21 protein-coding genes are annotated in these 21,115 nt (G+C 44.0%); 14 read left to right on the top strand and 7 right to left on the bottom strand.

All coding sequences use genetic code 11. The features are described from left to right. Nucleotides 1-156 precede the first annotated feature (156 nt). Nucleotides 157-702, bottom strand: coding sequence for an oligoribonuclease (gene orn, locus DXX92_RS17915; protein ID WP_116002034.1), 546 nt, complete (start codon nt 700-702; stop codon nt 157-159). Between the two features lie 175 nt (nt 703-877). Between orn and rsgA the strand changes: the two genes are divergently transcribed. The 5 genes from rsgA to DXX92_RS17940 all read left to right on the top strand — a co-directional run bounded on the left by rsgA (nt 878) and on the right by DXX92_RS17940 (nt 6,343). Then, nucleotides 878-1,915 (top strand): small ribosomal subunit biogenesis GTPase RsgA, encoded by a 1,038-nt coding sequence (rsgA, locus tag DXX92_RS17920; protein ID WP_116002035.1) that lies wholly within the window; start codon nt 878-880, stop codon nt 1,913-1,915. A 63-nt stretch (nt 1,916-1,978) separates the two neighbouring features. Continuing rightward, nucleotides 1,979-2,863: an archaetidylserine decarboxylase gene (asd, locus tag DXX92_RS17925; RefSeq protein ID WP_220347672.1), complete on the top strand. Its 885-nt coding sequence runs from the start codon at nt 1,979-1,981 to the stop codon at nt 2,861-2,863. Nucleotides 2,864-2,884: 21 nt separating this feature from the next. Beyond that, nucleotides 2,885-3,616 (top strand): glycerophosphodiester phosphodiesterase, encoded by a 732-nt coding sequence (locus tag DXX92_RS17930; RefSeq protein WP_116002036.1) that lies wholly within the window; start codon nt 2,885-2,887, stop codon nt 3,614-3,616. Between the two features lie 125 nt (nt 3,617-3,741). Further along, the gene (locus DXX92_RS17935) at nt 3,742-4,122 is read left to right on the top strand and encodes a BlaI/MecI/CopY family transcriptional regulator (protein WP_116002037.1); all 381 of its coding nucleotides are present in this window, start codon (nt 3,742-3,744) and stop codon (nt 4,120-4,122) included. A gap of 121 nt (nt 4,123-4,243) precedes the next feature. Beyond that, the gene (locus DXX92_RS17940; protein WP_116002038.1) at nt 4,244-6,343 is read left to right on the top strand and encodes a M56 family metallopeptidase; all 2,100 of its coding nucleotides are present in this window, start codon (nt 4,244-4,246) and stop codon (nt 6,341-6,343) included. A gap of 75 nt (nt 6,344-6,418) precedes the next feature. Here the strand turns inward: DXX92_RS17940 and DXX92_RS17945 are convergent, their stop codons facing one another. Beyond that, nucleotides 6,419-6,925: a Spy/CpxP family protein refolding chaperone gene (locus DXX92_RS17945; RefSeq protein ID WP_116002039.1), complete on the bottom strand. Its 507-nt coding sequence runs from the start codon at nt 6,923-6,925 to the stop codon at nt 6,419-6,421. A 201-nt stretch (nt 6,926-7,126) separates the two neighbouring features. Here DXX92_RS17945 and DXX92_RS17950 point away from each other — a divergent pair, with 201 nt between their 5' ends. The 4 genes from DXX92_RS17950 (at nt 7,127) to trmL (ending at nt 11,058) form a co-directional block, all read left to right on the top strand. Further along, the gene (locus DXX92_RS17950; RefSeq protein WP_116002040.1) at nt 7,127-7,828 is read left to right on the top strand and encodes a response regulator; all 702 of its coding nucleotides are present in this window, start codon (nt 7,127-7,129) and stop codon (nt 7,826-7,828) included. Then, nucleotides 7,821-9,242 carry an ATP-binding protein gene (locus DXX92_RS17955; protein WP_116002041.1) on the top strand — a complete coding sequence of 474 codons (1,422 nt, stop codon included), beginning with the start codon at nt 7,821-7,823 and terminating at the stop codon, nt 9,240-9,242. Before DXX92_RS17950 ends, DXX92_RS17955 begins: the two co-directional genes overlap by 8 nt. A 149-nt stretch (nt 9,243-9,391) precedes the next feature. Further along, a complete protein-coding gene (locus tag DXX92_RS17960; RefSeq protein WP_181901781.1) occupies nt 9,392-10,492 on the top strand; it encodes an alpha/beta fold hydrolase in 1,101 nt (366 codons plus the stop codon). 101 nt (nt 10,493-10,593) lie between these two features. Next, on the top strand, nt 10,594-11,058 hold the full coding sequence (gene trmL / locus DXX92_RS17965; RefSeq protein WP_116002043.1) for a tRNA (uridine(34)/cytosine(34)/5-carboxymethylaminomethyluridine(34)-2'-O)-methyltransferase TrmL: 465 nt from the start codon (nt 10,594-10,596) through the stop codon (nt 11,056-11,058). Between the two features lie 86 nt (nt 11,059-11,144). On the opposite strand, the gene gpsA is transcribed toward trmL, so the two are convergent. The 4 genes from gpsA to DXX92_RS17985 form a co-directional block, all read right to left on the bottom strand. Then, nucleotides 11,145-12,152 carry an NAD(P)H-dependent glycerol-3-phosphate dehydrogenase gene (gene gpsA, locus DXX92_RS17970; RefSeq protein ID WP_116002044.1) on the bottom strand — a complete coding sequence of 336 codons (1,008 nt, stop codon included), beginning with the start codon at nt 12,150-12,152 and terminating at the stop codon, nt 11,145-11,147. Nucleotides 12,153-12,160: 8 nt separating this feature from the next. After that, complete coding sequence (gene secB, locus DXX92_RS17975) at nt 12,161-12,646, bottom strand: protein-export chaperone SecB (protein WP_116002045.1); 486 nt, start codon at nt 12,644-12,646, stop codon at nt 12,161-12,163. Nucleotides 12,647-12,727: 81 nt separating this feature from the next. Next, a complete protein-coding gene (gene grxC / locus DXX92_RS17980) occupies nt 12,728-12,988 on the bottom strand; it encodes a glutaredoxin 3 (protein ID WP_116002046.1) in 261 nt (86 codons plus the stop codon). 22 nt (nt 12,989-13,010) lie between these two features. Then, nucleotides 13,011-13,439: a rhodanese-like domain-containing protein gene (locus DXX92_RS17985; RefSeq protein WP_116002047.1), complete on the bottom strand. Its 429-nt coding sequence runs from the start codon at nt 13,437-13,439 to the stop codon at nt 13,011-13,013. Between the two features lie 469 nt (nt 13,440-13,908). Here DXX92_RS17985 and gpmM point away from each other — a divergent pair, with 469 nt between their 5' ends. From gpmM to DXX92_RS18000, 3 genes are all read left to right on the top strand, one after another. After that, nucleotides 13,909-15,450: a 2,3-bisphosphoglycerate-independent phosphoglycerate mutase gene (gpmM, locus tag DXX92_RS17990; RefSeq protein ID WP_116002048.1), complete on the top strand. Its 1,542-nt coding sequence runs from the start codon at nt 13,909-13,911 to the stop codon at nt 15,448-15,450. 8 nt (nt 15,451-15,458) lie between these two features. Then, complete coding sequence (locus DXX92_RS17995; protein WP_245961524.1) at nt 15,459-16,631, top strand: murein hydrolase activator EnvC family protein; 1,173 nt, start codon at nt 15,459-15,461, stop codon at nt 16,629-16,631. 84 nt (nt 16,632-16,715) lie between these two features. Continuing rightward, entirely contained in the window at nt 16,716-17,465 is a 750-nt protein-coding gene (locus DXX92_RS18000) for a divergent polysaccharide deacetylase family protein (protein WP_245961525.1), read from the top strand. A gap of 18 nt (nt 17,466-17,483) precedes the next feature. Here the strand turns inward: DXX92_RS18000 and DXX92_RS18005 are convergent, their stop codons facing one another. Beyond that, a complete protein-coding gene (locus tag DXX92_RS18005) occupies nt 17,484-18,245 on the bottom strand; it encodes a S1 family peptidase (RefSeq protein ID WP_116002051.1) in 762 nt (253 codons plus the stop codon). Between the two features lie 104 nt (nt 18,246-18,349). Between DXX92_RS18005 and DXX92_RS18010 the strand changes: the two genes are divergently transcribed. Both DXX92_RS18010 and DXX92_RS18015 read left to right on the top strand, forming a co-directional pair. Beyond that, nucleotides 18,350-19,207, top strand: a complete 858-nt coding sequence (locus DXX92_RS18010) for a patatin-like phospholipase family protein (RefSeq protein WP_116002052.1) — start codon at nt 18,350-18,352, stop codon at nt 19,205-19,207. A gap of 306 nt (nt 19,208-19,513) precedes the next feature. Beyond that, on the top strand, nt 19,514-21,115 hold the full coding sequence (locus tag DXX92_RS18015) for an acyl-CoA ligase (AMP-forming), exosortase A system-associated (protein ID WP_116002053.1): 1,602 nt from the start codon (nt 19,514-19,516) through the stop codon (nt 21,113-21,115).

Below are 21,115 nucleotides of genomic sequence, written 5' to 3' on the forward strand. Positions count from 1 at the left end.
CAATCTCGAAAGGTCAACACGCTCTAGATATAAAAAGCGACTTATGCCCTACAGCTTTTGGCATAAGTCGCTTTTTCGTCTTTTCCTGCGCTACTTAATCACACATTAATTGGGCGCGCACTGATTGGATGCGCATTAATTAGGTAAGTTAAGCAATTAAAGCTTAAAGAAATGTGCCTTATAAACTTTTAGCTCTTCAATAGATTCGCGAATATCATCAAGTGCCAAGTGCGCCCCTGTTTTCTCAACCTTATCCAACACTTCAGGTTTCCAGCGACGTGCCAGCTCTTTTACTGTGCTGACATCTAAATTGCGGTAGTGGAAGTAATCTTCAAACTCCGGCATGTACTTGTTAATAAAACGGCGATCTTGGCCAATGCTGTTACCACACATCGGCGATTTGCCTTTAGGTACATATTGGCTAATAAATTCAATGGTTGCGGCACTTGCTGTCGCCAAATCAGTAGTACTTTTTCGGCAGCGTTCAGTTAAACCAGATTTGCCGTGATGCTCAATACACCACTCGCTCATATTATCGAGCACATCATCACTTTGATGGATCGCAAACACTGGTCCTTCTGCTAATACGTTTAGCTGGCTGTCAGTCACTATGGTGGCAATTTCTAAAATTACATCATGCTCAGGCTCAAGACCCGTCATCTCCAGATCCAACCACACTAAATTCGTTTCATTTACGCTCATCAAAGTCTCTTTTTTATAATTCGCTAACAGGGCGTCATTAATCACAATGCTTGTGTATAAATGCCATGATTGCCCAAAGATTAGCTGATTAGCCGATAAGTCAGTATAATACGTGACAATTACCGGTATTGAAAAGCTGATGTGAACATCATGACTTTAATAACAGCGAAATAACGTGGCAAAAGCAAAAAAACTGACCAAAGGGCAAGCGCGCCGAATTCGAGCCAATCAGGCAAAAAAGCTTCGCAATAAAGCGGAAGAAGTACAATGGCAAGATGAAGAACTAGGCGCACCAGAGCAAGGCGTTGTGATCAGTCGTTTTGGCCAACACGCTGATATTGAAAATAGCGAGGGCAATACCTTTCGCTGCAATATACGTCGCGGCGTTGATTCATTAGTTTGTGGCGATAAAGTGATGTTTCGCCAAGGTAAATCATCAGAGCATACTGTCTCTGGCGTGATTGAGGCTGTGCATGAGCGTAGCTCCGCACTTAGCCGCCCCGATGTTTACGATGGCTTAAAACCCGTCGCCGCCAATATCAGCCAAATCATTATTGTCACCACGGTACTGCCAGCGTTTAATCCAGATATTATCGATCGCTACATCGTGGCTTGTGTGCAAACCGGCATCAAGCCCGTTATTTTGATGAATAAAGCGGATCTTATTGACGAAGAGTTAGCGGAAATCGTTGAAGAGCAGCTCGATATTTATCGCGCGATTGGCTACCAAGTGTTATATGCCAGCAGTGAATCCGGTGATGGCATCAAAGAACTTAGAGCCCAGCTGGTCGATGAAACCAGTATTTTTGTTGGCCAGTCCGGTGTTGGCAAATCCACCTTGGTTAACACGTTAATGCCAGAGCTTGGCTTGTTAACAAAGCAAGTCTCAGAAAACTCGGGGCTCGGTCAACATACGACAACAGTTGCCCGTCTTTATCACTTTGAGCAAGGGGGCGATTTAATTGACTCGCCTGGCATCCGCGAGTTTGGCCTATGGCATTTAAGTCCAGAACAAGTGGCAGATGGTTTTATTGAATTTGACGACTATTTGGGCACCTGCAAATTCCGTGACTGCAAGCATGTTAACGATCCCGGCTGTGCCTTGATTGCCGCCGTTGAAAGTGGCGAGATTCACCCAGAGCGATTGGCGAGCTTCCAGCGCATTGTCGAGAGTTTATCGAGCAATACGCTAACGACCCGTTTTAAAAACTAAGCTTAGCCGAACATCAACAGCATTAAATTTAACGAATAAATAAGAAGTAAAGAGGAAGACTCAGTGATAGACAAAATCAAAATTGCCTTTCAATACCTGCTACCGAAGCACGGCATTTCACGCTTGGTCGGCAAATTTGCCGCAGCAGAAGCTGGCTGGTTCACCACACAGGCAATTAAGCACTTTATTAAGGCTTATGACATTAATATGGAAGAGGCCAAGCTAAAGCGCCCTGAAGATTTTGCCACCTTTAACGACTTCTTCACCCGCGAGTTAGAAGATGACGCACGTACCATTGACGACAACCCGATGACACTATGTTATCCCGTTGATGGCACCATTAGCCAACAAGGTGATATTCAGCAAGGCCAGCTTATTCAAGCAAAAGGCTTTAATTACAGCCTACAATCGCTACTTGGTGGTGATGAAAAAACAGCAGCGCCTTTTCAAAATGGTAAATTTAGCTGTATCTACTTAGCGCCAAAAGATTACCACCGCATTCACATGCCAATGGATGCCACCTTGCGTGAAATGATTTATGTGCCAGGCGAGCTATTTTCGGTAAACCCGTTAACGGCCAACAATGTGCCTAACTTGTTTGCTCGCAATGAGCGCGTGGTAACGATTTTTGATACCCCGCATGGCTCACTTGCCATGGTATTGGTAGGTGCAACTATTGTTGCGAGTATCGAAACCACTTGGGCGGGCACCATTACGCCGCCTGCAGGCAAAGATATTTTTAGATGGCAGTATCCAGCGGACGGCGCTGGCGCCATTAAATTTAAAAAAGGTGACGAAATGGGCCGCTTTAAGCTGGGCTCAACCGTTGTTTCAACCTTCTCGCCTAATATGGTGGAATTTAACAGCCAAGCGCATTCAGGGATGACAACACGTCTAGGTAAGCACTATGCGGATGTGGTTGCTCAATCAGAAGAAGCAGCCGAATAGCACATAGCAGGAAGCTCAACTATGCTGGTTATCGCGCACCGAGGTGCTAGTGGTGAATACCCCGAAAATACCCAAATCGCCTTTGAGCAGGCGATAGCCCAGCAAGCTGATGGCATAGAATTAGACATTCAGTTTCACGCCGAAACTGGCACTTGGTGGTTAATGCACGACCTTTACGTGGACAAAACCACCAATGGCCAAGGCCAATTACAAACCCTACCAAATACGCAATTAGCTAAGCTACGCACCAAAGATAACCAGCCCATATTGCAATTAGCGCAAGCGCTCAAAATCATTAATGGTGCTTGTGTTGTGAACATCGAAGTAAAGATCGCTAATGGCAACGCCACAGAGCTGGCACACATTGCAAAGCACTTAACTGCTGAATTACACCTTGTTGTAAAACAAGGGATTTATGATTGGCCAAAACTCTTAATATCGTCATTTAATCACAGCTTCTTAGCTGCTTTAAAGCAACAACAGCAGACGCTAGCAATTGGTGCCTTAATTGCTCATTGCCCATATGACCTTGCCGCTAGCGCCCAGTCACTTAACGCCAAAAGTATTAACCCAAGTATTGATTGCCTCAACAAAGAGCTGGTTGATGACGCTCACCAGCGTGGCTTAGCCGTTTGGGTATATACCGTCGATCGCCCGCAAGATTTAGCATTTTGTGCCCAAATAGGTGTTGATGCTATTTTTACTAATTATCCCGCAAGAACTCAGCAGTATTTGCAAACTCTGAGGTCCTAGGATTAATTTCGACCAAGCTAACCTTTCATAAACACTATTTATGAAAATAATTTGCTCATTTATTCGGCAGAGGATACGATTAATCTCGTACGTGTACTTAATATACAAAATGGAAGGAAGTTTACATGGCGAGAGATAAGTCTAGTATCAAGCCGACTGAAGCTGAGCTCACATTGCTCAATGTGTTATGGAAAATAGGCCCAGCAACCGTTCGACAAATACATGAAGCAGTAAGCGAAACGCAAAAAACTGGCTACACGACTGTACTCAAAATTTTGCAAATCATGCACGAAAAAGCATTGGTGATTCGCGACGAAAGTAATCGTGCTCATGTTTATGCCGCCGCGAACAGCGAAACCCAAACACAATCATCGTTGATCAAAGACCTGATCAGTAAAGCTTTTGGTGGTTCAACGTCAAAGCTGGTAATGCGTGCCTTAAACGAATCAACCAGCAAACAAGAAATTGAAGATATCCGTCAGCTGTTAGACACTTTAGATAAATAACACGAAAAGTTAAAATAACAGCAATACTTAATAAGTAATGCTTGATATGTACTACTTTTAAGCGAACGGGCACACAACAATATCGTTAATACAAATTAAAAATATTGCGAATTAGAGCAACATGATATCAACACTGATCACTAACAGTCCTGAGGTTCAAGCGTTTACACAAGCGCTGACCATGACATTGCTACACTTTCTGTGGCAAGGGCTAGTGATAGCTGGTGTGCTAAAAATTGCATTGTCACTGATTTCAGTGCAGCGTTCTAGATTGCGATACGGGTTAAGTTGTTTAGCCATGGGGGTAAATTTATTACTTCCCATAGCGACTTTTAACTATTTATTCCAGCCATCGAATAGCTCGATTCTCAGCCCAACAAACTCTATGCCCATTGCGCAATTCCAACATGTATTGCAACAACAGCATGGGGTGACTTGGTACAGCCAAAGCCTTGACTATTTGCCGTATCTATCCGTCGCTTGGTTTGTTTGTGTGCTGTTCTTAACCAGCAAGCTGTTAATTGAAGTAACGACTACGGGGCGGTTAGCACGTAATCAAACAATACCAACAGATCCCAAACTATTAGCAAGGTTTAGTGAACTCGCAGCGCAAATTGGGCTAAACCATACCCCACGTTTAGTTATTTCACTGAAAGCACAAGTACCAATGGCTATCGGCTGGCTAAAACCCGTTGTACTGATGCCTGCACAAATGCTAATGGGGCTAAACCAAGCACAGTTAGAAATGCTACTACTGCACGAACTGGCCCATATTCGCCGTTATGATTACCTTGTTAACTTCCTGCAAACACTGATCGAAATATTATTATTCTTCCATCCCGCGGTGATCTGGGTGTCTAAGCAAATGCGCCAAGAACGTGAATATTGTACTGATGACATTGCCGTGGCGCATTGTGGCAATGCTGTTGCTTATGCTCACACCTTGGCCGACACGGCGTCATTATGCCAGAGCCACCATTGTCAGAACCATCGCCATGAGACTATTCCAGCGATGGCCGTGGCGGCATCTGGCGGCGATTTAAAAGCACGCGTGGTTCGTTTAGTTGATCATTCTTGTACTAACGAACAAGCCCCTGGGCGATTGCTTGCTGCACTGGTCATTATTGGCTCGCTGCTAGTGTTAAGCATTAAGCAGCTAGTGAATTCACCCTTGCTAGAAATATCAGGTCTAAAAGTGGCTGCTTTTTCAGATAGCTATGGCCAATCTTCAGGTTATAACAGCCACCAACAAAGCTTTAACGACGCTACGCTGAAACAAGACTCTATTGCTGGTCACTTATTGGCAGATCATTTATTGGCTCTGCCGAGCTGGTCGGCAAAAACAGAATTGAACTTGCAACAAGACAAAAACCAAGAGCAATCGTTATTCGCTTCAGCTCCCAAAATGGAAAAAGAGCAGCAAAACGACCAGCAAAGCAAGGACGCAACGGCTTCTCTTTTACGCGAACACGCCCTCAGTGAAATTGCCTTAGCATCGCCAAGGAAAGAACAAAAAGAACAAAAATCACTTGCTAGCGAAGAGCTGCCTAGCGCTAATCCAAATATTAAAACAGCAGCAACTCATTTGAACATCGACGCGAACACTAACATCGACGTAAATGCTAACGCATATGGGCAACAGAGAGTCGAAAGCTCTGAGATAAATAAATCGAGCGCCCCAGCGACAGCACTGTTAGCATCAACAAGCATTAGGTCAGACGGTGAGCAAAACCCATTGGCTCAGTCTTCAGTCATTAATGAAAATGATAGCATCGGCACAACTGAAAATAGCTTAGCTAATGATGATAGTGAACACGTTACGCTAGCCAAAATCGTACCTACATTGAGCAGTCCACATCAGTCACTGTTTGAAGCTCCGGTATCAAAAGTAAGCTTATTTGAACAACGCTACCAGCGCACTCCTACCCCACAATCGGATGTCATTCAAAACTTGGCGCCTGCCAAACTGATGAATGCCATTGATCCTCGTTATCCATCAGTCGCTAAACGAAAAGGAATTGAACTTGATGTGCAAGTCAACTTCACCATCGATGAATTTGGTCGAGTGACTGATATTGAATTTGAGCAGCAAAGCAAGCTTAGCTATTTCCGCTCGGCAATTATTAGTGCAATCGAGCAATGGCGTTTTGAGCCTGCTCGCGCAAATGGCGAACCAGTAGACAGTAAAATGTCAAAAATTTTCTCATTTAGTATGAGCTAAAGTTGGCGCGTTTGATTGAGCTAGCACTACCGTCAGCTAGCTCAAATTGCTTTGGTTAGAGAGCTCTAACCTCTATTAGCTTCGCTCTGAACTTCTACGAGCTTTACGTTTTTCCTGAAATGCTTGCCATTTCGTTTGTTGCTCTGGCGTTAACACTTGAAAAATAGCATGACGAGTTTTCGCTTTTTGCAGTGCGAGTTGTGCAAAAGTCTCATGATATTGTAGATAAGTGGCGCTGAAAGCTGTTTCATCAAATTCACTACCCGATTGCTGATTTTTAACCTCTGCTTTAAACGCCTTCATTGCCGTGCGAAGAGGTTCGTTTTCTGTTTTGCTTTGGCGGCGAATTTCTTTAATTTGAGCAACCTGCTCATCACTCAAATCAAGATAGCGCGTCATTTTCCTCAACAGCTTTACACCGTATTGCCCCTGCTTCATGCGATGACCGCTATGTACCTTTTTATGCTGGTGTTCGTAGCCTTGTTGATGCTCATCGCTAAACGCAGCAGGAGCTGCCAGTAAACCTAACGCTGTAAATAACGCTGCTGCCTTAACTGTTGTTTTTCTCATTGCTGTTGTCATCTTATGCCTCTCAATCTGTTTCAAGTATTAGGGGCTAATGAATTATTAAATAAAAGTCAGCAGCCCCTAGTTCAAATTCAGTATAAAAACTGCAATGCAAAGATGCGCAAAGCCAGTGTAAAACTGTGTAAAGATAACAATCGTTGGATTAATAAACTGATAAAATGATGGCTATCGACAATGGGGTAATACCAAAACGTTATGACAAAGCATATCTTGATTATTGATGATGATATTGAATTAAGTGAGCTGCTCACTAGTTATTTATCTGCAGAAGGCTTCACTATCACTTGCCGTCACGATGGCGCCAGTGGTTTAGCAAAAGCCTTTGATCAGGATATCGACTTGATTTTGCTCGATGTTATGATGCCTAAGTTGAATGGCTTTGATGTCTTAAAAGCCCTGGGCGGTAAACACCATATCCCCATTCTAATGCTGACCGCCAAAGGGGATGACAGTGATCGTATTCTCGGTCTTGAATTAGGGGCCGACGACTACCTACCTAAGCCTTTTCACCATCAAGAGTTGCTTGCTCGCATCAAGGCGATATTTAGACGTATTGATATCACTCAGCAACAAACAGGCACAGGGCACGTACTCAATGTTAATGGTGTACTCATTGACAATGCGACACGTCAGGTTAAATGTGAAGAACAACTTATTGAACTAACCGGCACGGAATTCGAAATTTTATTCGAGTTGATGACGCAAAACAGCGTGATTGTCAGTAAAGAGCAACTTTCAGAGCAAGTACTAGGGCGAAAGCTTAGTCCATTTGATCGCAGTATTGATATGCATGTCAGTAATATTCGCCGTAAATTAAGCCAATATACGAGTGACGACAAGATTAAAACCGTACGCGGCTCAGGTTATATATTTTTAGCAGGAGAGTCGCTTGTATAGCCTTACCAAGACGAATGTGATTAGTGGTATTCGCCGCCACTTGAGCTCCATCAAAGTAAAGCTGTTTCTCTGGTTTTGGATTGTCACCATTTGTGCAATTGCCGCCACGCGATTCGTTTCTATTCAATTGAGCCAGCAGTATGTAGAAATTGATACAGATAAAGGCGATTTGCGCCGGCTAACGCGAATCACTGATGTCATACATCAAGCTCAGCCCAGAAATTTGGCAAAGTTTATTCACGACAATCGTCACCGCCGAACCAAGCGCAGTTTTAAACATTTAATGGTTAAGCCGCTGAACAACAATCAACCTGTCATAGGCGGTCATCCTGAACATCCGTACGTAAACCAGTTTATTCAGGCAAATGTATTTGATAACACCACGACTTGGATATTTCCACATTCACAAATCACGGGGCCTGTACAACTAGAGGTACGCGGCCAACAGTATTTAGCCTTTTACAAACGCCACACCAGCCGTATTCGCACCATAGGCTTTTTTATGCAGCAATTACCTTATTGGGCAAGAATTGGTACGCCAGTCATTGTCAGTTTTGCGCTATGTTGGCTGCTCGCTCGCTCACTCAGCAGGCCATTGTCAAACATCACTAGAGTGGCTGACCGTTTTGGTCAAGGAGACTTAGCCGTTCGAGTAGAAAATGACGATAAACGCAGTGATGAATTAGGCACACTCGCCAAAGCCTTTAATCAAATGGCGGATAAGCTATCTGACAACGTCTCAGCGCATCAACGTTTGCTCGGCGATGTCTCGCACGAGTTACGCTCGCCATTAACCCGATTACAAATGGCATTAGCACTTGCGCAAAAACACAAGGACGATCACGAAACCTTAGAGCAATACATTGCGCGCAGTGAGCGCGAAGTCGCTCGTTTAGATGAAATGATCGAACATGTACTTACCTTATCTCGCCTTGAAAATAGTGCTCAAGCGATAAGTAAACAGCCCTGCCACCTTAAGCCTTTACTCGATCATTTAGTCGATGACGGTAACTTCCTTGGCCAAGATAAGCAGGTTCAAGTCAACCTTAATGCCTTAGGCAACCCGCAATTAAACCTTGATGAAGCCCTTATAGCGAGTGCCGTAGGAAACATTATTTGTAATGCTATTAAGTACTCACCATCAGCGAGTAAGGTGCTAGTTGAACTAACCGAAACTGCCGAGCACGTTGTGATCAGTGTCATTGATCAAGGTAATGGCGTGCCTGATTTAGTACTTAGTAAGTTGTTTGAACCTTTCTATCGAGTCGCTTCTGCCCGTGATAGGTTAACAGGTGGCACAGGATTAGGATTGGCAATTGCTAAGCAAGCAGTGCTAGCTCACCGCGGTGAAATTTCCGCAAAAAATAATAGTGAAGGCGGCTTAACGGTCACTATCTGCCTACCTAAGGTTTAGTCAGGGCGTGTTGACCATATAATGAACTTTGAATAAAACCGAATAGATCGGCAAATAGCTCATTGAAGTGTGCGTAAATTGGGGCATAAATGGGGACGTAAATTTAACAGATTGCAATGCTGTTTTTTTCAACAAAATTGCGTAACATAATGCAGGCATTTCACAATATTAATAACAATATGAAAGATTTACTGGCAGGATTACTCGCAATTTCTATGACGCTATTATCAGTAAAGGCATCAGCCATGAGCTCACCTTGGTCGATTACCTCAGAGCAAGAGCTTACCACTCGCTACGAGCGGGAAATAAAAAGCTTTTGGCAAACTGGCCAATTTAGCCAATTTAGCGGTGTTGACGACATTAATATTCGTTATGCGCAATTTGTATCGCCTAATCGCGACAAATGTTTAGTACTAGTGCCAGGGCGCTCTGAAGGTTATTTGAAGTACCAAGAACTCGCTTTTGATCTTACCAATGCGGGCTACAACTTATTTATCATCGATCACCGTGGCCAAGGGTTATCTGGGCGCATGCAAGCAGATCAACACAAAGGCTATGTCGCTATGTTTGATCATTACAGCGACGACCTCCACTACTTCGTAAGTAACATCGTTCAGACACAATGCCAACAAGATATCTATTTGCTTGCTCACTCCATGGGTGGAGCAATCAGCGCGCGTTATATGCAGCGCTACCAAACGCCAATTAAAGCCGCAGTATTAGCCTCGCCAATGATTGCAATAAACAGCGGCGGCATCCCGAATTGGCTCGGCGAATTTATTATTAGCGGCGGTGATACCTTATCTAAATGGTTGAGCGATGACTCTTGGTATTTTCTTGGTCAAGATGGTTACAGCAGCAGGCCGTTTGCCGACAATGCGTTGATGCAATCTTCTGTGCGCTATGAAATTTTTACTAACCTATACCAATCGACGCCTGAGTTGCAGTTGGGTGGTGTCACCTTCCGCTGGTTGGATGAAGCAGTAAAAGCGAATAAAGACATATTTGCCGATATCAATAAACTAACCACGCCGACCCTAGTACTTCAAGCTGGCAGTGATACGGTTGTTGATAATAGTGCTCAGGATGACTTCTGCCGAGCATTGCATGCAGCTCACCCGCAGTCATGCCCCAATGGCAAACCAGAAGTCATTGCTGGCGCTCGCCATGAAATCTTTTTTGAGCTAGATGAATACCGTGTTGATGGTATTGTTAAAACCCTTAACTGGTTCGAGCAAGTAAACAACTAATACCGATTTGGTGCAATACGCCCTAAATAAAACGAGCCATTAACTTAAGCGGCGGATTAACGATATAATGCGTCGCAGTATTCGCTTATTGATTATTTGTTATGTTAGATGTTGTGCTGTTTCAGCCAGAGATTCCACCAAACACTGGTAATATTATTCGCCTATGTGCTAATTCTGGGTTCCGTTTGCACTTAATTGAGCCACTAGGCTTTTCAATAGAAGACAAGCGACTAAAGCGTGCAGGGCTTGATTACCATGAATTTGCCAACCTGAAGCGCCATGAAAACTTTGATGCATTTCTCGCTAGCGAAAAGCCCAAGAATTTATACGCCATTACCACTAAGGCAACACGTTATCATCATCAAGTTTCCTTTGAACAAGGTGACTATGTAATGTTTGGCTCAGAAACTAAAGGTTTACCTGATGTCGTGCGCGATCAAATTCCCGACGAGCACAAAATTCGCATTCCTATGGTCACTGGCAGTCGCAGTATGAATTTATCTAATTCAGCGGCAGTGATTATTTATGAAGCGTGGCGTCAGCTTGATTTTGCTAATGGGATCTAGTCAGCTTCAAATAACTAAATGTGGTTAAAGATACGAAAAGCTGAATGAGAGAGTTAGTGAGATAAAGAGAGTAACAGCAAACGCTGTTACTCAAATTTCTTTTCGCGAGAAAGTAAATCAGAGGCTGCTTTTAAGGCGGGTTTACCTTGATAAAGCACTTGGTAAACTTGCTCAACAATTGGCATTTCAACCCCTTGTCGCTCAGCCAGCATAAAAACTTCTTTGGTATTGCGATACCCTTCTACCACTTGGCCGATATCAGCCATCGCAGTATCAACATCTTTACCCTGTCCCAATGCTAAACCAAAACGACGGTTGCGCGATTGGTTATCAGTGCAGGTTAACACCAAGTCACCTAAGCCAGCCATGCCCATAAAGGTTGCAGGTTCGGCTCCCAAAGTTGCCCCTAAACGCGTCATTTCAGCAAGACCACGTGTGATAAGCGCCGTTCGAGCGTTAGCGCCAAAGCCAATACCATCAGCCATGCCAGCACCAATGGCAATCACATTCTTAACCGCGCCACCGAGCTGAACACCAATAAAGTCGTTATTGCTATAAACTCGAAATGCCTTTTCACAATGCAGCAATTCAGAAAGCTCAGTAACAAAACTATCGTCAGTTGATGACAACGAAATAGCTGTAGGTAAGCCCGCAGCCATTTCTTTGGCAAAGGTTGGCCCAGATAACACACCAAGGCTAATATCATCGCCAAGAATATCGCGCGCCACTTCTTGCAATAAGTGGCCAGAGTCAGGATCTAACCCTTTGGTTGCCCATGCTAGCTTAGCGTTGTCGTTCAGGTGCGGCTTAACTTGGCGTAGCATATCGCCAAAAACATGGCTTGGCACCACCACTAAAACAATATCGCTAGCCTTTACCGCACTGGCAAAGTCAGGTTCGATAATTAAGCTTTCAGGAAACTTGCTGCCAGGCAAATACTTTTCGTTACTGCGAGAAGATGCCATAGCTTGCATTTGCGCCTGATCTCGCCCCCACAATACCGTTGGGTGGCCATTTCGGGCAAAACATATAGCAAGGGCAGAGCCGTAAGACCCTGCCCCTATCACAGAAATTTTGGCTGTTTGCACAGTCATCGCCTCAACTAGTGAGCTTCTGTGCTCGCCGCTTCTTGTTGTGCTTGACGCTGCTGCAAGTAAGAAGCAAATAATGCATCGAAGTTAACTGGCGCTAAGTTAAGTTGTGGGAATGAACCGCGGTTAACTAGGTTAGCAATGGTTTCACGAGCATATGGGAATAAGGTATTCGGGCAGAATGCACCAATCATATGCGCTAATTGGCCTTCGTCAATATTACCAATAGTGAAAATACCCGCTTGCTGAACTTCTGCCAAGAAAGCTGTTTGACCTTCAACAGTTGCCGTTACGGTTACTGCTAAAACCACTTCGTAAGTTTCATCATGTAACTTGTTTGAGCGAGTGTCGATGTCTAACTTAACTTCTGGTTTCCATTCTTTTTGGAAAATAGCAGGAGAATTAGGCGTTTCAAAAGAAATGTCTTTAGTGTAAACACGTTGAATCGCGAACTGTGGTGCCGCTTGCTCTGCTGGGTTTTGATGTTCATCAGCCATTTGAAATATTCCTATAATTTACTGCACGGCAAGGTTCACTGTGCGTTTTCTAACTAAAATCTGTTTTGGTATTAGACAAGCTTACTTTTCAAGCAAAGCGTCCAATTTCTTCGCGTACTCTAATGCTACTAAGTCATCACAGCCGCCAATATGCTTGTCGTTAATGAAAATTTGAGGGACAGTGCTACCACCGTCAGCACGTTTGATCATCACATCACGCAATTCGCGTTGCTTATCAATGCGAAACTCTGTGTATTCTACTTCTTTGTAATCAAGCAATGATTTTGCTCGGCTACAGTAAGGACAATAACCTTTCGTGTAAATTTCAATTTTTACTGCCATAACGACCTCTTAAAATATTCGCCTACTTCTTGGTTACTGGCAGGCCAGCACCAACCCAGGCATTCATGCCACCTTTTAGCAAACTTACTTGTGAGAAACCCGCTTTAAGTAACTGATTTGCCACTTTAGTTGCCGTTAAGCCAGCAGTACATACGACAATAATGGGTTTGTCTTTATGTTTTTCAAGGGCAGCAAAGTCATTTTTATTAGCTTTTTCTTGAGACAGGTGCAGCGCATCAATAATACGGCTTGTTTTGAATTCTTTGTCAGTGCGAATATCAACAACAACACCATTTTCTTTGTTCACCTGAAAGGTTAACTCTTGCGGTGATACCTGTTTTACCGGCGACATTTTAATCATCACTGTAATAACAATAATCGCAACCACAAGCGCAACCCAAGCGGTGCTTAACAATGGGTGATTTGCGGCAAAAACCATTAATTGATCCATAAATACGTACCATGGTGGAATGAAATTTTAAAACGGGCACAGTATACAGACTTCATTAACCAAACCCAAATGGCAACAGAATGCTTAGGGAGTGTTGAACTTTCGAGGTTGAATTTCGTTCAATCTAAACGCTTTCTGATCGCGGCGCTCGCTTTGTCGCATAGTCGTTTTATGTAAAAAGCTAGCAACAATGAGCAGGAAGCGTTTAGGTGAACCCACTCAACACAAAATAAAGGGGCTGCGCCTGTTTGGGCTTTCTACAGTGTTGGCACTTATTTATAGAGAGTGACTACACTGCACAAGTGCCGCCTTGTATAAAACCCCAAACAGGCTGCAGCAAAAGCACCCCTGAAAGATCAACACGCCCGAAATAAACACCAATAATTTTGCGGGCTTGGCTAGTGCTATTCGCCGCTAACTGTGTAAAATAATCTCAGTTTTTCGCCAATCTAGATTTAGGAAATTTCGAATGCCAACTAAGAAGCCAATGGTTCTGCTTATTCTTGACGGTTGGGGCTATCGTGAGCACCAAGAGTCAAACGCCATTTTTCACGCAAAAACTCCGGTGTTAGATGACTTAAAGGCACGTTTTCCTAATATGCTAATTGGCACCTCAGGAATGGCAGTTGGTCTTCCTGAAGGTCAAATGGGTAACTCAGAAGTCGGACATGTTAACTTAGGTGCTGGCCGTATTGTTTACCAAGACTTCACCCGCATCACCAAAGCAATCGACGATCAAACCTTTAGCCAAAACGCTGCGCTCTGCAATGCCGTAGATAAAGCACAGCAAGCCGGCAAGGCGCTCCATATTTGTGGCTTAATGTCTCCCGGTGGCGTGCATAGCCACGAAGATCATATTTTTGCGATGATGAAATTAGCAAAAGCTCGCGGCGCTGAAAAGGTATACCTGCATGCATTTCTCGACGGTCGTGATACTCCGCCACGTAGCGCTCACGAATCATTGGTTAAAGCCCAAGAAAAATTTAACGAGCTTGGCAATGGCCAAGTAGCTTCAGTGGTGGGGCGATACTACGCAATGGACAGAGATCAACGCTGGGAGCGAGTTGAAGCGGCATATAACTTAATGGTTAGCGGCCAAGCACAATATCAATTTGGCTCAGCCGTTGACGCGCTAGCCGCAGCTTATGAGCGCGATGAAAACGACGAATTCGTACAACCAAGCGTGATTACTGACGCTCAAGGCCAAGCTATTACCATTGAAGATGGCGATGCACTGGTATTTATGAATTTTAGGGCAGATCGCGCACGTCAATTTACACGAGCTTTTGTAGAGCCTGGCTTTAATGGCTTTGAGCGCAATAAAGTGCCTGCTATCAGTGACTTTGTCATGCTAACGGAATATGCCGCCGACATTGATACGAGCTGTGCTTTCCCACCTGAGCCGCTGAACAATGTTATGGGTGAGTGGTTAGCTAAACATAACAAAACACAATTACGTATTTCGGAAACAGAGAAGTACGCGCACGTCACTTTCTTCTTTAGTGGCGGCAAAGAAGATGAATTTGACGGTGAACAGCGTATTTTGGTGCCATCACCACAAGTAGCAACCTATGACTTGCAGCCAGAGATGAATGCACCCTTACTTACCGACAAACTTGTTGCTGCAATTGAAAGTGGTGAGCATGACTTCATCGTTTGTAATTACCCTAATGGCGATATGGTTGGCCATACCGGTAAATTTGAAGCAGCGGTAAAAGCTTGTGAAGCGGTTGATACCGCCATAGGACGTGTGGTTGAAGCACTACAAAAAGTCGGTGGCGAATGTTTAATTACTGCAGATCACGGTAACGCTGAACAAATGGTCAATCCAGAATCAGGCCAAGCGCACACTGCTCATACTTGCGAGCCTGTGCCTTTGATTTATGTTGGTCGCCAAGCGACGCCAGTTAACGATGGTGCGCTTAGTGATATTTCACCAACACTGTTAAATTTAATGGGGCTTGAACAACCAGCAGAGATGACTGGCAAGGTATTAATGCAGTTAAACTAAACCCTGTCGTGCGTTTATTTAAAAAACTAACAACCACTGTGCAATGTCTAGCCTTGCTCGTCATTGCCAGTGCGTTTACTCTTGTATCTGCACAAGCTCAATCTGCTTCATCAGAAGACGCAAAGAAGCAGCGTTCTACTGAGCAGTTATCGACGGTAAAAAGTGAAATTGCCAAACAAAAATCGGCAATCGTGCAAGTGAGTAAAAAACGCCGTCAACTCAATGCCCAGCTGAAAAAAGATGATTTTGCCATTGCGAAGGTGGCAAAAGCGATGAATAACACGCGCAATTCGCTCAAAGCAACCCAAGATAAACTCACCAGCCTAGCGAAAGAAAAAGCACAACTCAATCGAGATAAAGTACAACAAGAAAATGCATTAGCGCATCAACTGAGAACTGCTTACACCACTGGGCAGCATGACTACCTAAAAATGCTGCTTAATCAAGAAGAGTCAAGCCAAGTTCAGCGTTCGCTCACCTATTATCAATATTTAAGTAAAGCGCGAATAGCTGAAATTGAAGCGTTTCAGGCGACCATTGCGCGACTGTCTGAGGTAGAGGTAGAGCAACAGCAAAAAGCTAAACAATTAACCCAACTTCAGCAAACTCAACAATCACAACGCGCTGCACTAGAGAAAAATAAAGCGCAGCGCAAGAAAACGTTAACAGCATTACGCAAAGAACTGCTTTCAAACAAGCAACAATTAGCAAAGCTAGAACAAGAAGAAGCAAACTTAGTTGCTGAACTTGAACGCTTGGCACGCCAAAGCGCACTGGCAAAAAATTTACCAGGTCTAGATAGGCTAAAACGAAAACTGCGCTGGCCAGTTTCTGGTCGCATTAAGCACTCATTCGGCACTCGAAAACAAGGCTATTTGCGCTGGAAGGGGGTATTACTTTCGGCGGCTGTTGGTAGGCAAGTCACTAGCATATATTCTGGCAAAGTACTGTTTTCAGATTGGTTAAAAGGTTATGGCTTAGTCACAGTGATCGATCATGGCAAGGGCTATATGAGCTTGTACGGCCATAACCAAGCTTTATTAAAAAATGTTGGTGATACTGTTGAACCAGGTGAAGCAATAGCAATTGTTGGCCAAAGTGGTGGACAAAGTGAGCCAGGCCTCTATTTTGAAATTCGCCATCACGGCAAAGCAGTTAATCCGAAGCTTTGGTGTAGATAGCCAGCTGTGTGCGTTAATAATGCGTCGACCTGTTTCGGTAAAGCTGCTAGGCTAGTCTTACAAAAATAAAAAATAACTACATTCGTGATTCGTTTTCTCTCATTTTTAATGTTTATTGCAGGCTCTGCTGCGTTTGCTAACGCCGCACAGGTTGCCATTGTAATTGATGACATCGGTTATCGCATGACTGACAAACAAGTGCTCACCATTCCCGGCAATATTACCTATGCTGTATTGCCACAAACCCCTTATGGTAAACGTATTGCCGAGGCAGCTAACCGCCGCAACCAAGACGTCATATTGCATATTCCAATGGAATCAAGCCAAGGGAAAAAGCTTGGTCCTGGAGCGTTGACTGCTGATATGAGTGAAGCGGCAATTAAAGCCAGTTTGAATGAATCACTGCAAGAAATTCCCTTTGCTGTCGGCATTAATAATCACATGGGCAGTCATCTCACAACGTTGGCTAAGCCAATGTTGTGGACGATGAAATTTCTTAAAGAGCGCGAGCTATTGTTTCTAGATAGTGTGACAAGTTCAAAAACACTAGGAAGAACCATCGCTGATCGTATGGGCGTACCTGCAATGAGCCGCCATGTGTTTCTCGATAACCAGCTCTCTCACCAATATATCGAAGGCCAATTTAAACAACTGATTAACAAAGCGAAACGCCAACAAACAGCAATCGCGATTGCTCACCCTCACCCTGAAACCGTGGCAGCATTGACTAAGCTTATCCCACAACTAAAACAACATAATATCGACTTAGTGCCATTGTCAGCACTTTACCAAAAGCCCAGCTTTAGCGAGCCATTAACCGCGAGTACCGAATAGCGGCTTGCTTTCCCTAAACTATTGATCAGGTACCTGATTATCACGCATTAACTTGCGTAGGTGGCGCACGGGAATGGCGTAGGTAATACCGCTCGGATTAGAAATCACCGCCTCTTTGGTACTTTGCACAAAAACCTTGTTAATCACCCCGATAACCTTGCCCGTTTCATCATAAAGTGCGCTACCACTGTTGCCTGGATAAGCCGTTCCATCTAATTGATAAACCATGTAGGGATCGCGTAATCGCTTTAACATGGCTATCGACATTTGTCGTGTATCTTTCACTGGAATCACCACGGGCGTAATACTCGCTAACATGGCCTTATGCGTTACTGGAAACAATCCTAAAATCGCGCCAATTGGAAAGCCAGTAAAGCCAACCTCACTGCCTTCTGGATAAAATTCATCCCCAGCTAATGGCATAGCCGGTAACTTGTCACCTTCAACCTTGAGAATCGCCAAATCGTGATAGCGAGAGGAGGCGACAATTTTTGCTTTGCGTGCCTTGGCTTTTTTACCAACCCCAACAAATACCACCATTTCCTGTAAACGTTCAGTATCAAGTACCTCAGGCAAAACATGGTGATTGGTCGCCACGTATTGACCATTACTGATCACAAACCCCGTTCCACGCAATTCATTTTTAGGTTGTCCAAGTGGCGTATAAACGCCAATACCCACCACAGATGGCTTGACCTTCTTTACTAGGCTAACCATGTCGTGTCCATAAGCTGTTTTTACAGTAAAAATTAATGCAAGCAGTGCAGCAAAAAGGCGCATAAACCTTCCTTGTGTCGTTATTCGTTCAGTTGTAAGTCTGTCAATTTTAGGCAAGTTTTCCAACTATAAACCATAATATTTGTAATTGTTGGCGAGGTAGAGTTATGACAACAAAAATTATTCCTATCATGGCAGGTGGTGGCACACGTTTGCCTGCTCATATCGGTATTTTAAAAGCGCTTGAGCAACTGGGCGTAGAATTTGGTGATATTGTCGGTGTTTCTGGTGGCAGCATCGTCGCCAGCCTATATGCAGCCGGTCACTCATTGGAAACAATGAAGCAAATAGCGATTGAGACCGATTACAATCAGTTTAGAGAATTCTCATTGTTAAAATTGCTTCGCAATGGCGGCTTAAGTTCTGGAGACGTTTTCGAGCGCTGGATAGATAACCTCTTGGACGGGAAAACTTTCGCACAAATGGACAAGTCACTACACATTGTTGCTACCGACGTAAAAAGCGGCCAGCCCGTTGTTTTCGATCGAGAAACTTCGCCCGACATGAAAGTGTCTCTAGCCGTACGATTTTCGATGTCGATACCTCTAGTCTTTAGTTTCAAGCCATTTGGTAAACGTATTATGGTTGATGGCAGTATTCTTTCCGAAGACGCATTGCACCGTGATTGGGATGGCCAGGCGACGCCAGTACTTTGCTTTAGGCTGCGCGGTGAACACGAATATCAAGATCTAAAGGTAACGGGTTTCTTGCCCATTTTTAATTACATTACGCTATTAATTCGCACCTTTATGACCACCCTTTCGCGTGAGTACATCAATGAGGCTTTTTGGCACAACACAATAGTTGTTAATACTGGGGAGTGCTCTGCTGTCGACTTCAATTTGACCAGCGACCAAAAAAATCAACTGTTTGAAACGGGTTACCATACGGCAATGGACATCATCCCCATCAAAACCAAAATTAAGACGGCGCCACTGCAACACTTATCAGGTATCAATGGCTAATTTAACCTCAGTTCTAGATAACTAATGCGCTTCTAGCGACTATTTTTACTGCTACCAGCGTTAAATTTACTTGCAATAGACCAGCTATTGACGCGCAAATTTGCCTTGATATCAGAAAAAATTTCTCGCTAGAAGATAGCGCTGAGCATAACTAATTGAATTAATTTATTATTCACTATTTCTTATCCAAATCTAAGGTTAATTTAGCAGCGTCAAAGCCTTGTTAATAGCCTGTGAACATGGTCATAATAATAGGCAAAAGTGCGAATTAATGCGCTTTGACTGACATTGTTTTCAGGATGAAGAATGACCAAGCTATTACACGAACTGATTGAGCTAAGTGCTAAGAAAACACCAGAATCGATTGTGCTGCACCATAAAAATCAGCAACTGACATACAAAGAACTCGCGCAAGAAATAAAGCATATAGCAAAGTGCTACCAATCATTAGGGCTTACTCGATACGGCCGTGTTGGCATTTATCTCCCCAAAAGCCTAGAAACAGTTACCTCTTTATTCGCCTGTTCTGCAGCCGCAGGTGTTTTTGTTCCAATTAACCCAGTACTCAAAGCGCCGCAAGTAAGTCATATAGTGGCTGATTGTGACATTCAAATATTAGTCACTAATAAAGCAAGACTATCGCCTTTAATCGAAAATTTAGCGTCACTGCCCAGCCTAAAATACATCGTACTTGTTGACGGAAAGCCAAATGACGAACGCCAATTAGCGCAGGCTCAGGTCATTAGCTGGGATAATTTCTATGCTGACGCGGCAAAGCAATTATCAGTACCTGCACAAACATCTAACGATATGGCTGCCATTCTATATACCTCTGGCAGCACTGGAAAGCCGAAGGGTGTTGTGCTCTCTCACAGTAATATGGTTATTGGCGCACACTCAGTGGCAGAGTACCTAGAAAATACCGCAGACGACGTTATTCTCGCGGTATTACCACTGAGCTTTGATTATGGCTTGAGCCAGTTAACGACAAGTTTCTCTGTCGGTGCCACCTGTGTGCTGTTGGATTATTTATTGCCTCGAGATGTACTCAGTGCCATTGATAAATACCAAGTTACAGGCCTCGCCGCGGTGCCCCCTTTGTACAGTCAATTATGTAGTTTGCAATGGCCTGAAAACAGCGGTCAATCCATTCGCTATTTTACCAATAGTGGTGGGGCATTAACCCAAGCCAATTTAACAACCCTGCGAGAAAAGCTGCCGCAAGCAAATCCTTACCTAATGTATGGTTTGACCGAAGCTTTTCGCTCAACTTATTTACCGCCAGCGCAAGTGGATCAAAAGCCAGGTTCGATGGGCAAAGCAATCCCAAATGCCGAAGTAGTCGTTGTCCGTCCTGATGGCAGCTATTGCGAGCCGGAGGAGCCAGGCGAACTTGTTCATATGGGGCCATTGGTGAGCTTAGGCTATTGGAACGCGCCAGACAAAACCGCAGCACGCTTTAAACCAGCACCGGGAAAGCCAGAGGGCATTATGCTGCAAGAAATGGCAGTGTGGTCAGGTGACACGGTAAAACAAGATAAAGACGGTTATTTGTATTTTGTTGCCCGTGCTGATGAAATGATCAAAAGCTCAGGTTATCGCGTCAGCCCTATGGAAGTAGAGGAGATACTCTATCAGTATCCTAACATATCAGAGGCGGCAGTCATCGGCGCACCACACCCAGAACTTGGTCAAGCCATTGTTGCCTTGATCTTAGCAAGCGATACTGAAGGTACTGAAGAACAAGAAGCTTTAGCTAAGTTAGTGACTAAGCATTGTCAAAAACACTTAGCAAATTACATGATACCCAAACAAGTTATCGTGCTCGACAGCATGCCTCACAACGCCAACGGTAAGATAGACCGTGCTGCGCTTAACCGAGATTACCAAGGAATTTTTACGGATTAA

The sequence above is a fragment of the Thalassotalea euphylliae genome (assembly GCF_003390395.1).
Taxonomy (GTDB): domain Bacteria; phylum Pseudomonadota; class Gammaproteobacteria; order Enterobacterales; family Alteromonadaceae; genus Thalassotalea_F; species Thalassotalea_F euphylliae_C.

What these genes read in the sequence shown, in the direction of transcription:
- orn (WP_116002034.1), bottom strand. Translation starts at nt 702, where the DNA reads ATGAGCGTAAATGAAACGAATTTAGTGTGGTTGGATCTGGAGATGACG.
- DXX92_RS17930 (WP_116002036.1), top strand. Translation starts at nt 2,885, where the DNA reads ATGCTGGTTATCGCGCACCGAGGTGCTAGTGGTGAATACCCCGAAAAT.
- DXX92_RS17935 (WP_116002037.1), top strand. Translation starts at nt 3,742, where the DNA reads ATGGCGAGAGATAAGTCTAGTATCAAGCCGACTGAAGCTGAGCTCACA.
- DXX92_RS17940 (WP_116002038.1), top strand. Translation starts at nt 4,244, where the DNA reads ATGATATCAACACTGATCACTAACAGTCCTGAGGTTCAAGCGTTTACA.
- DXX92_RS17945 (WP_116002039.1), bottom strand. Translation starts at nt 6,925, where the DNA reads ATGACAACAGCAATGAGAAAAACAACAGTTAAGGCAGCAGCGTTATTT.
- DXX92_RS17950 (WP_116002040.1), top strand. Translation starts at nt 7,127, where the DNA reads ATGACAAAGCATATCTTGATTATTGATGATGATATTGAATTAAGTGAG.
- DXX92_RS17960 (WP_181901781.1), top strand. Translation starts at nt 9,392, where the DNA reads ATGCAGGCATTTCACAATATTAATAACAATATGAAAGATTTACTGGCA.
- trmL (WP_116002043.1), top strand. Translation starts at nt 10,594, where the DNA reads ATGTTAGATGTTGTGCTGTTTCAGCCAGAGATTCCACCAAACACTGGT.
- gpsA (WP_116002044.1), bottom strand. Translation starts at nt 12,152, where the DNA reads ATGACTGTGCAAACAGCCAAAATTTCTGTGATAGGGGCAGGGTCTTAC.
- secB (WP_116002045.1), bottom strand. Translation starts at nt 12,646, where the DNA reads ATGGCTGATGAACATCAAAACCCAGCAGAGCAAGCGGCACCACAGTTC.
- grxC (WP_116002046.1), bottom strand. Translation starts at nt 12,988, where the DNA reads ATGGCAGTAAAAATTGAAATTTACACGAAAGGTTATTGTCCTTACTGT.
- DXX92_RS17985 (WP_116002047.1), bottom strand. Translation starts at nt 13,439, where the DNA reads ATGGATCAATTAATGGTTTTTGCCGCAAATCACCCATTGTTAAGCACC.
- gpmM (WP_116002048.1), top strand. Translation starts at nt 13,909, where the DNA reads ATGCCAACTAAGAAGCCAATGGTTCTGCTTATTCTTGACGGTTGGGGC.
- DXX92_RS18005 (WP_116002051.1), bottom strand. Translation starts at nt 18,245, where the DNA reads ATGCGCCTTTTTGCTGCACTGCTTGCATTAATTTTTACTGTAAAAACA.
- DXX92_RS18010 (WP_116002052.1), top strand. Translation starts at nt 18,350, where the DNA reads ATGACAACAAAAATTATTCCTATCATGGCAGGTGGTGGCACACGTTTG.
- DXX92_RS18015 (WP_116002053.1), top strand. Translation starts at nt 19,514, where the DNA reads ATGACCAAGCTATTACACGAACTGATTGAGCTAAGTGCTAAGAAAACA.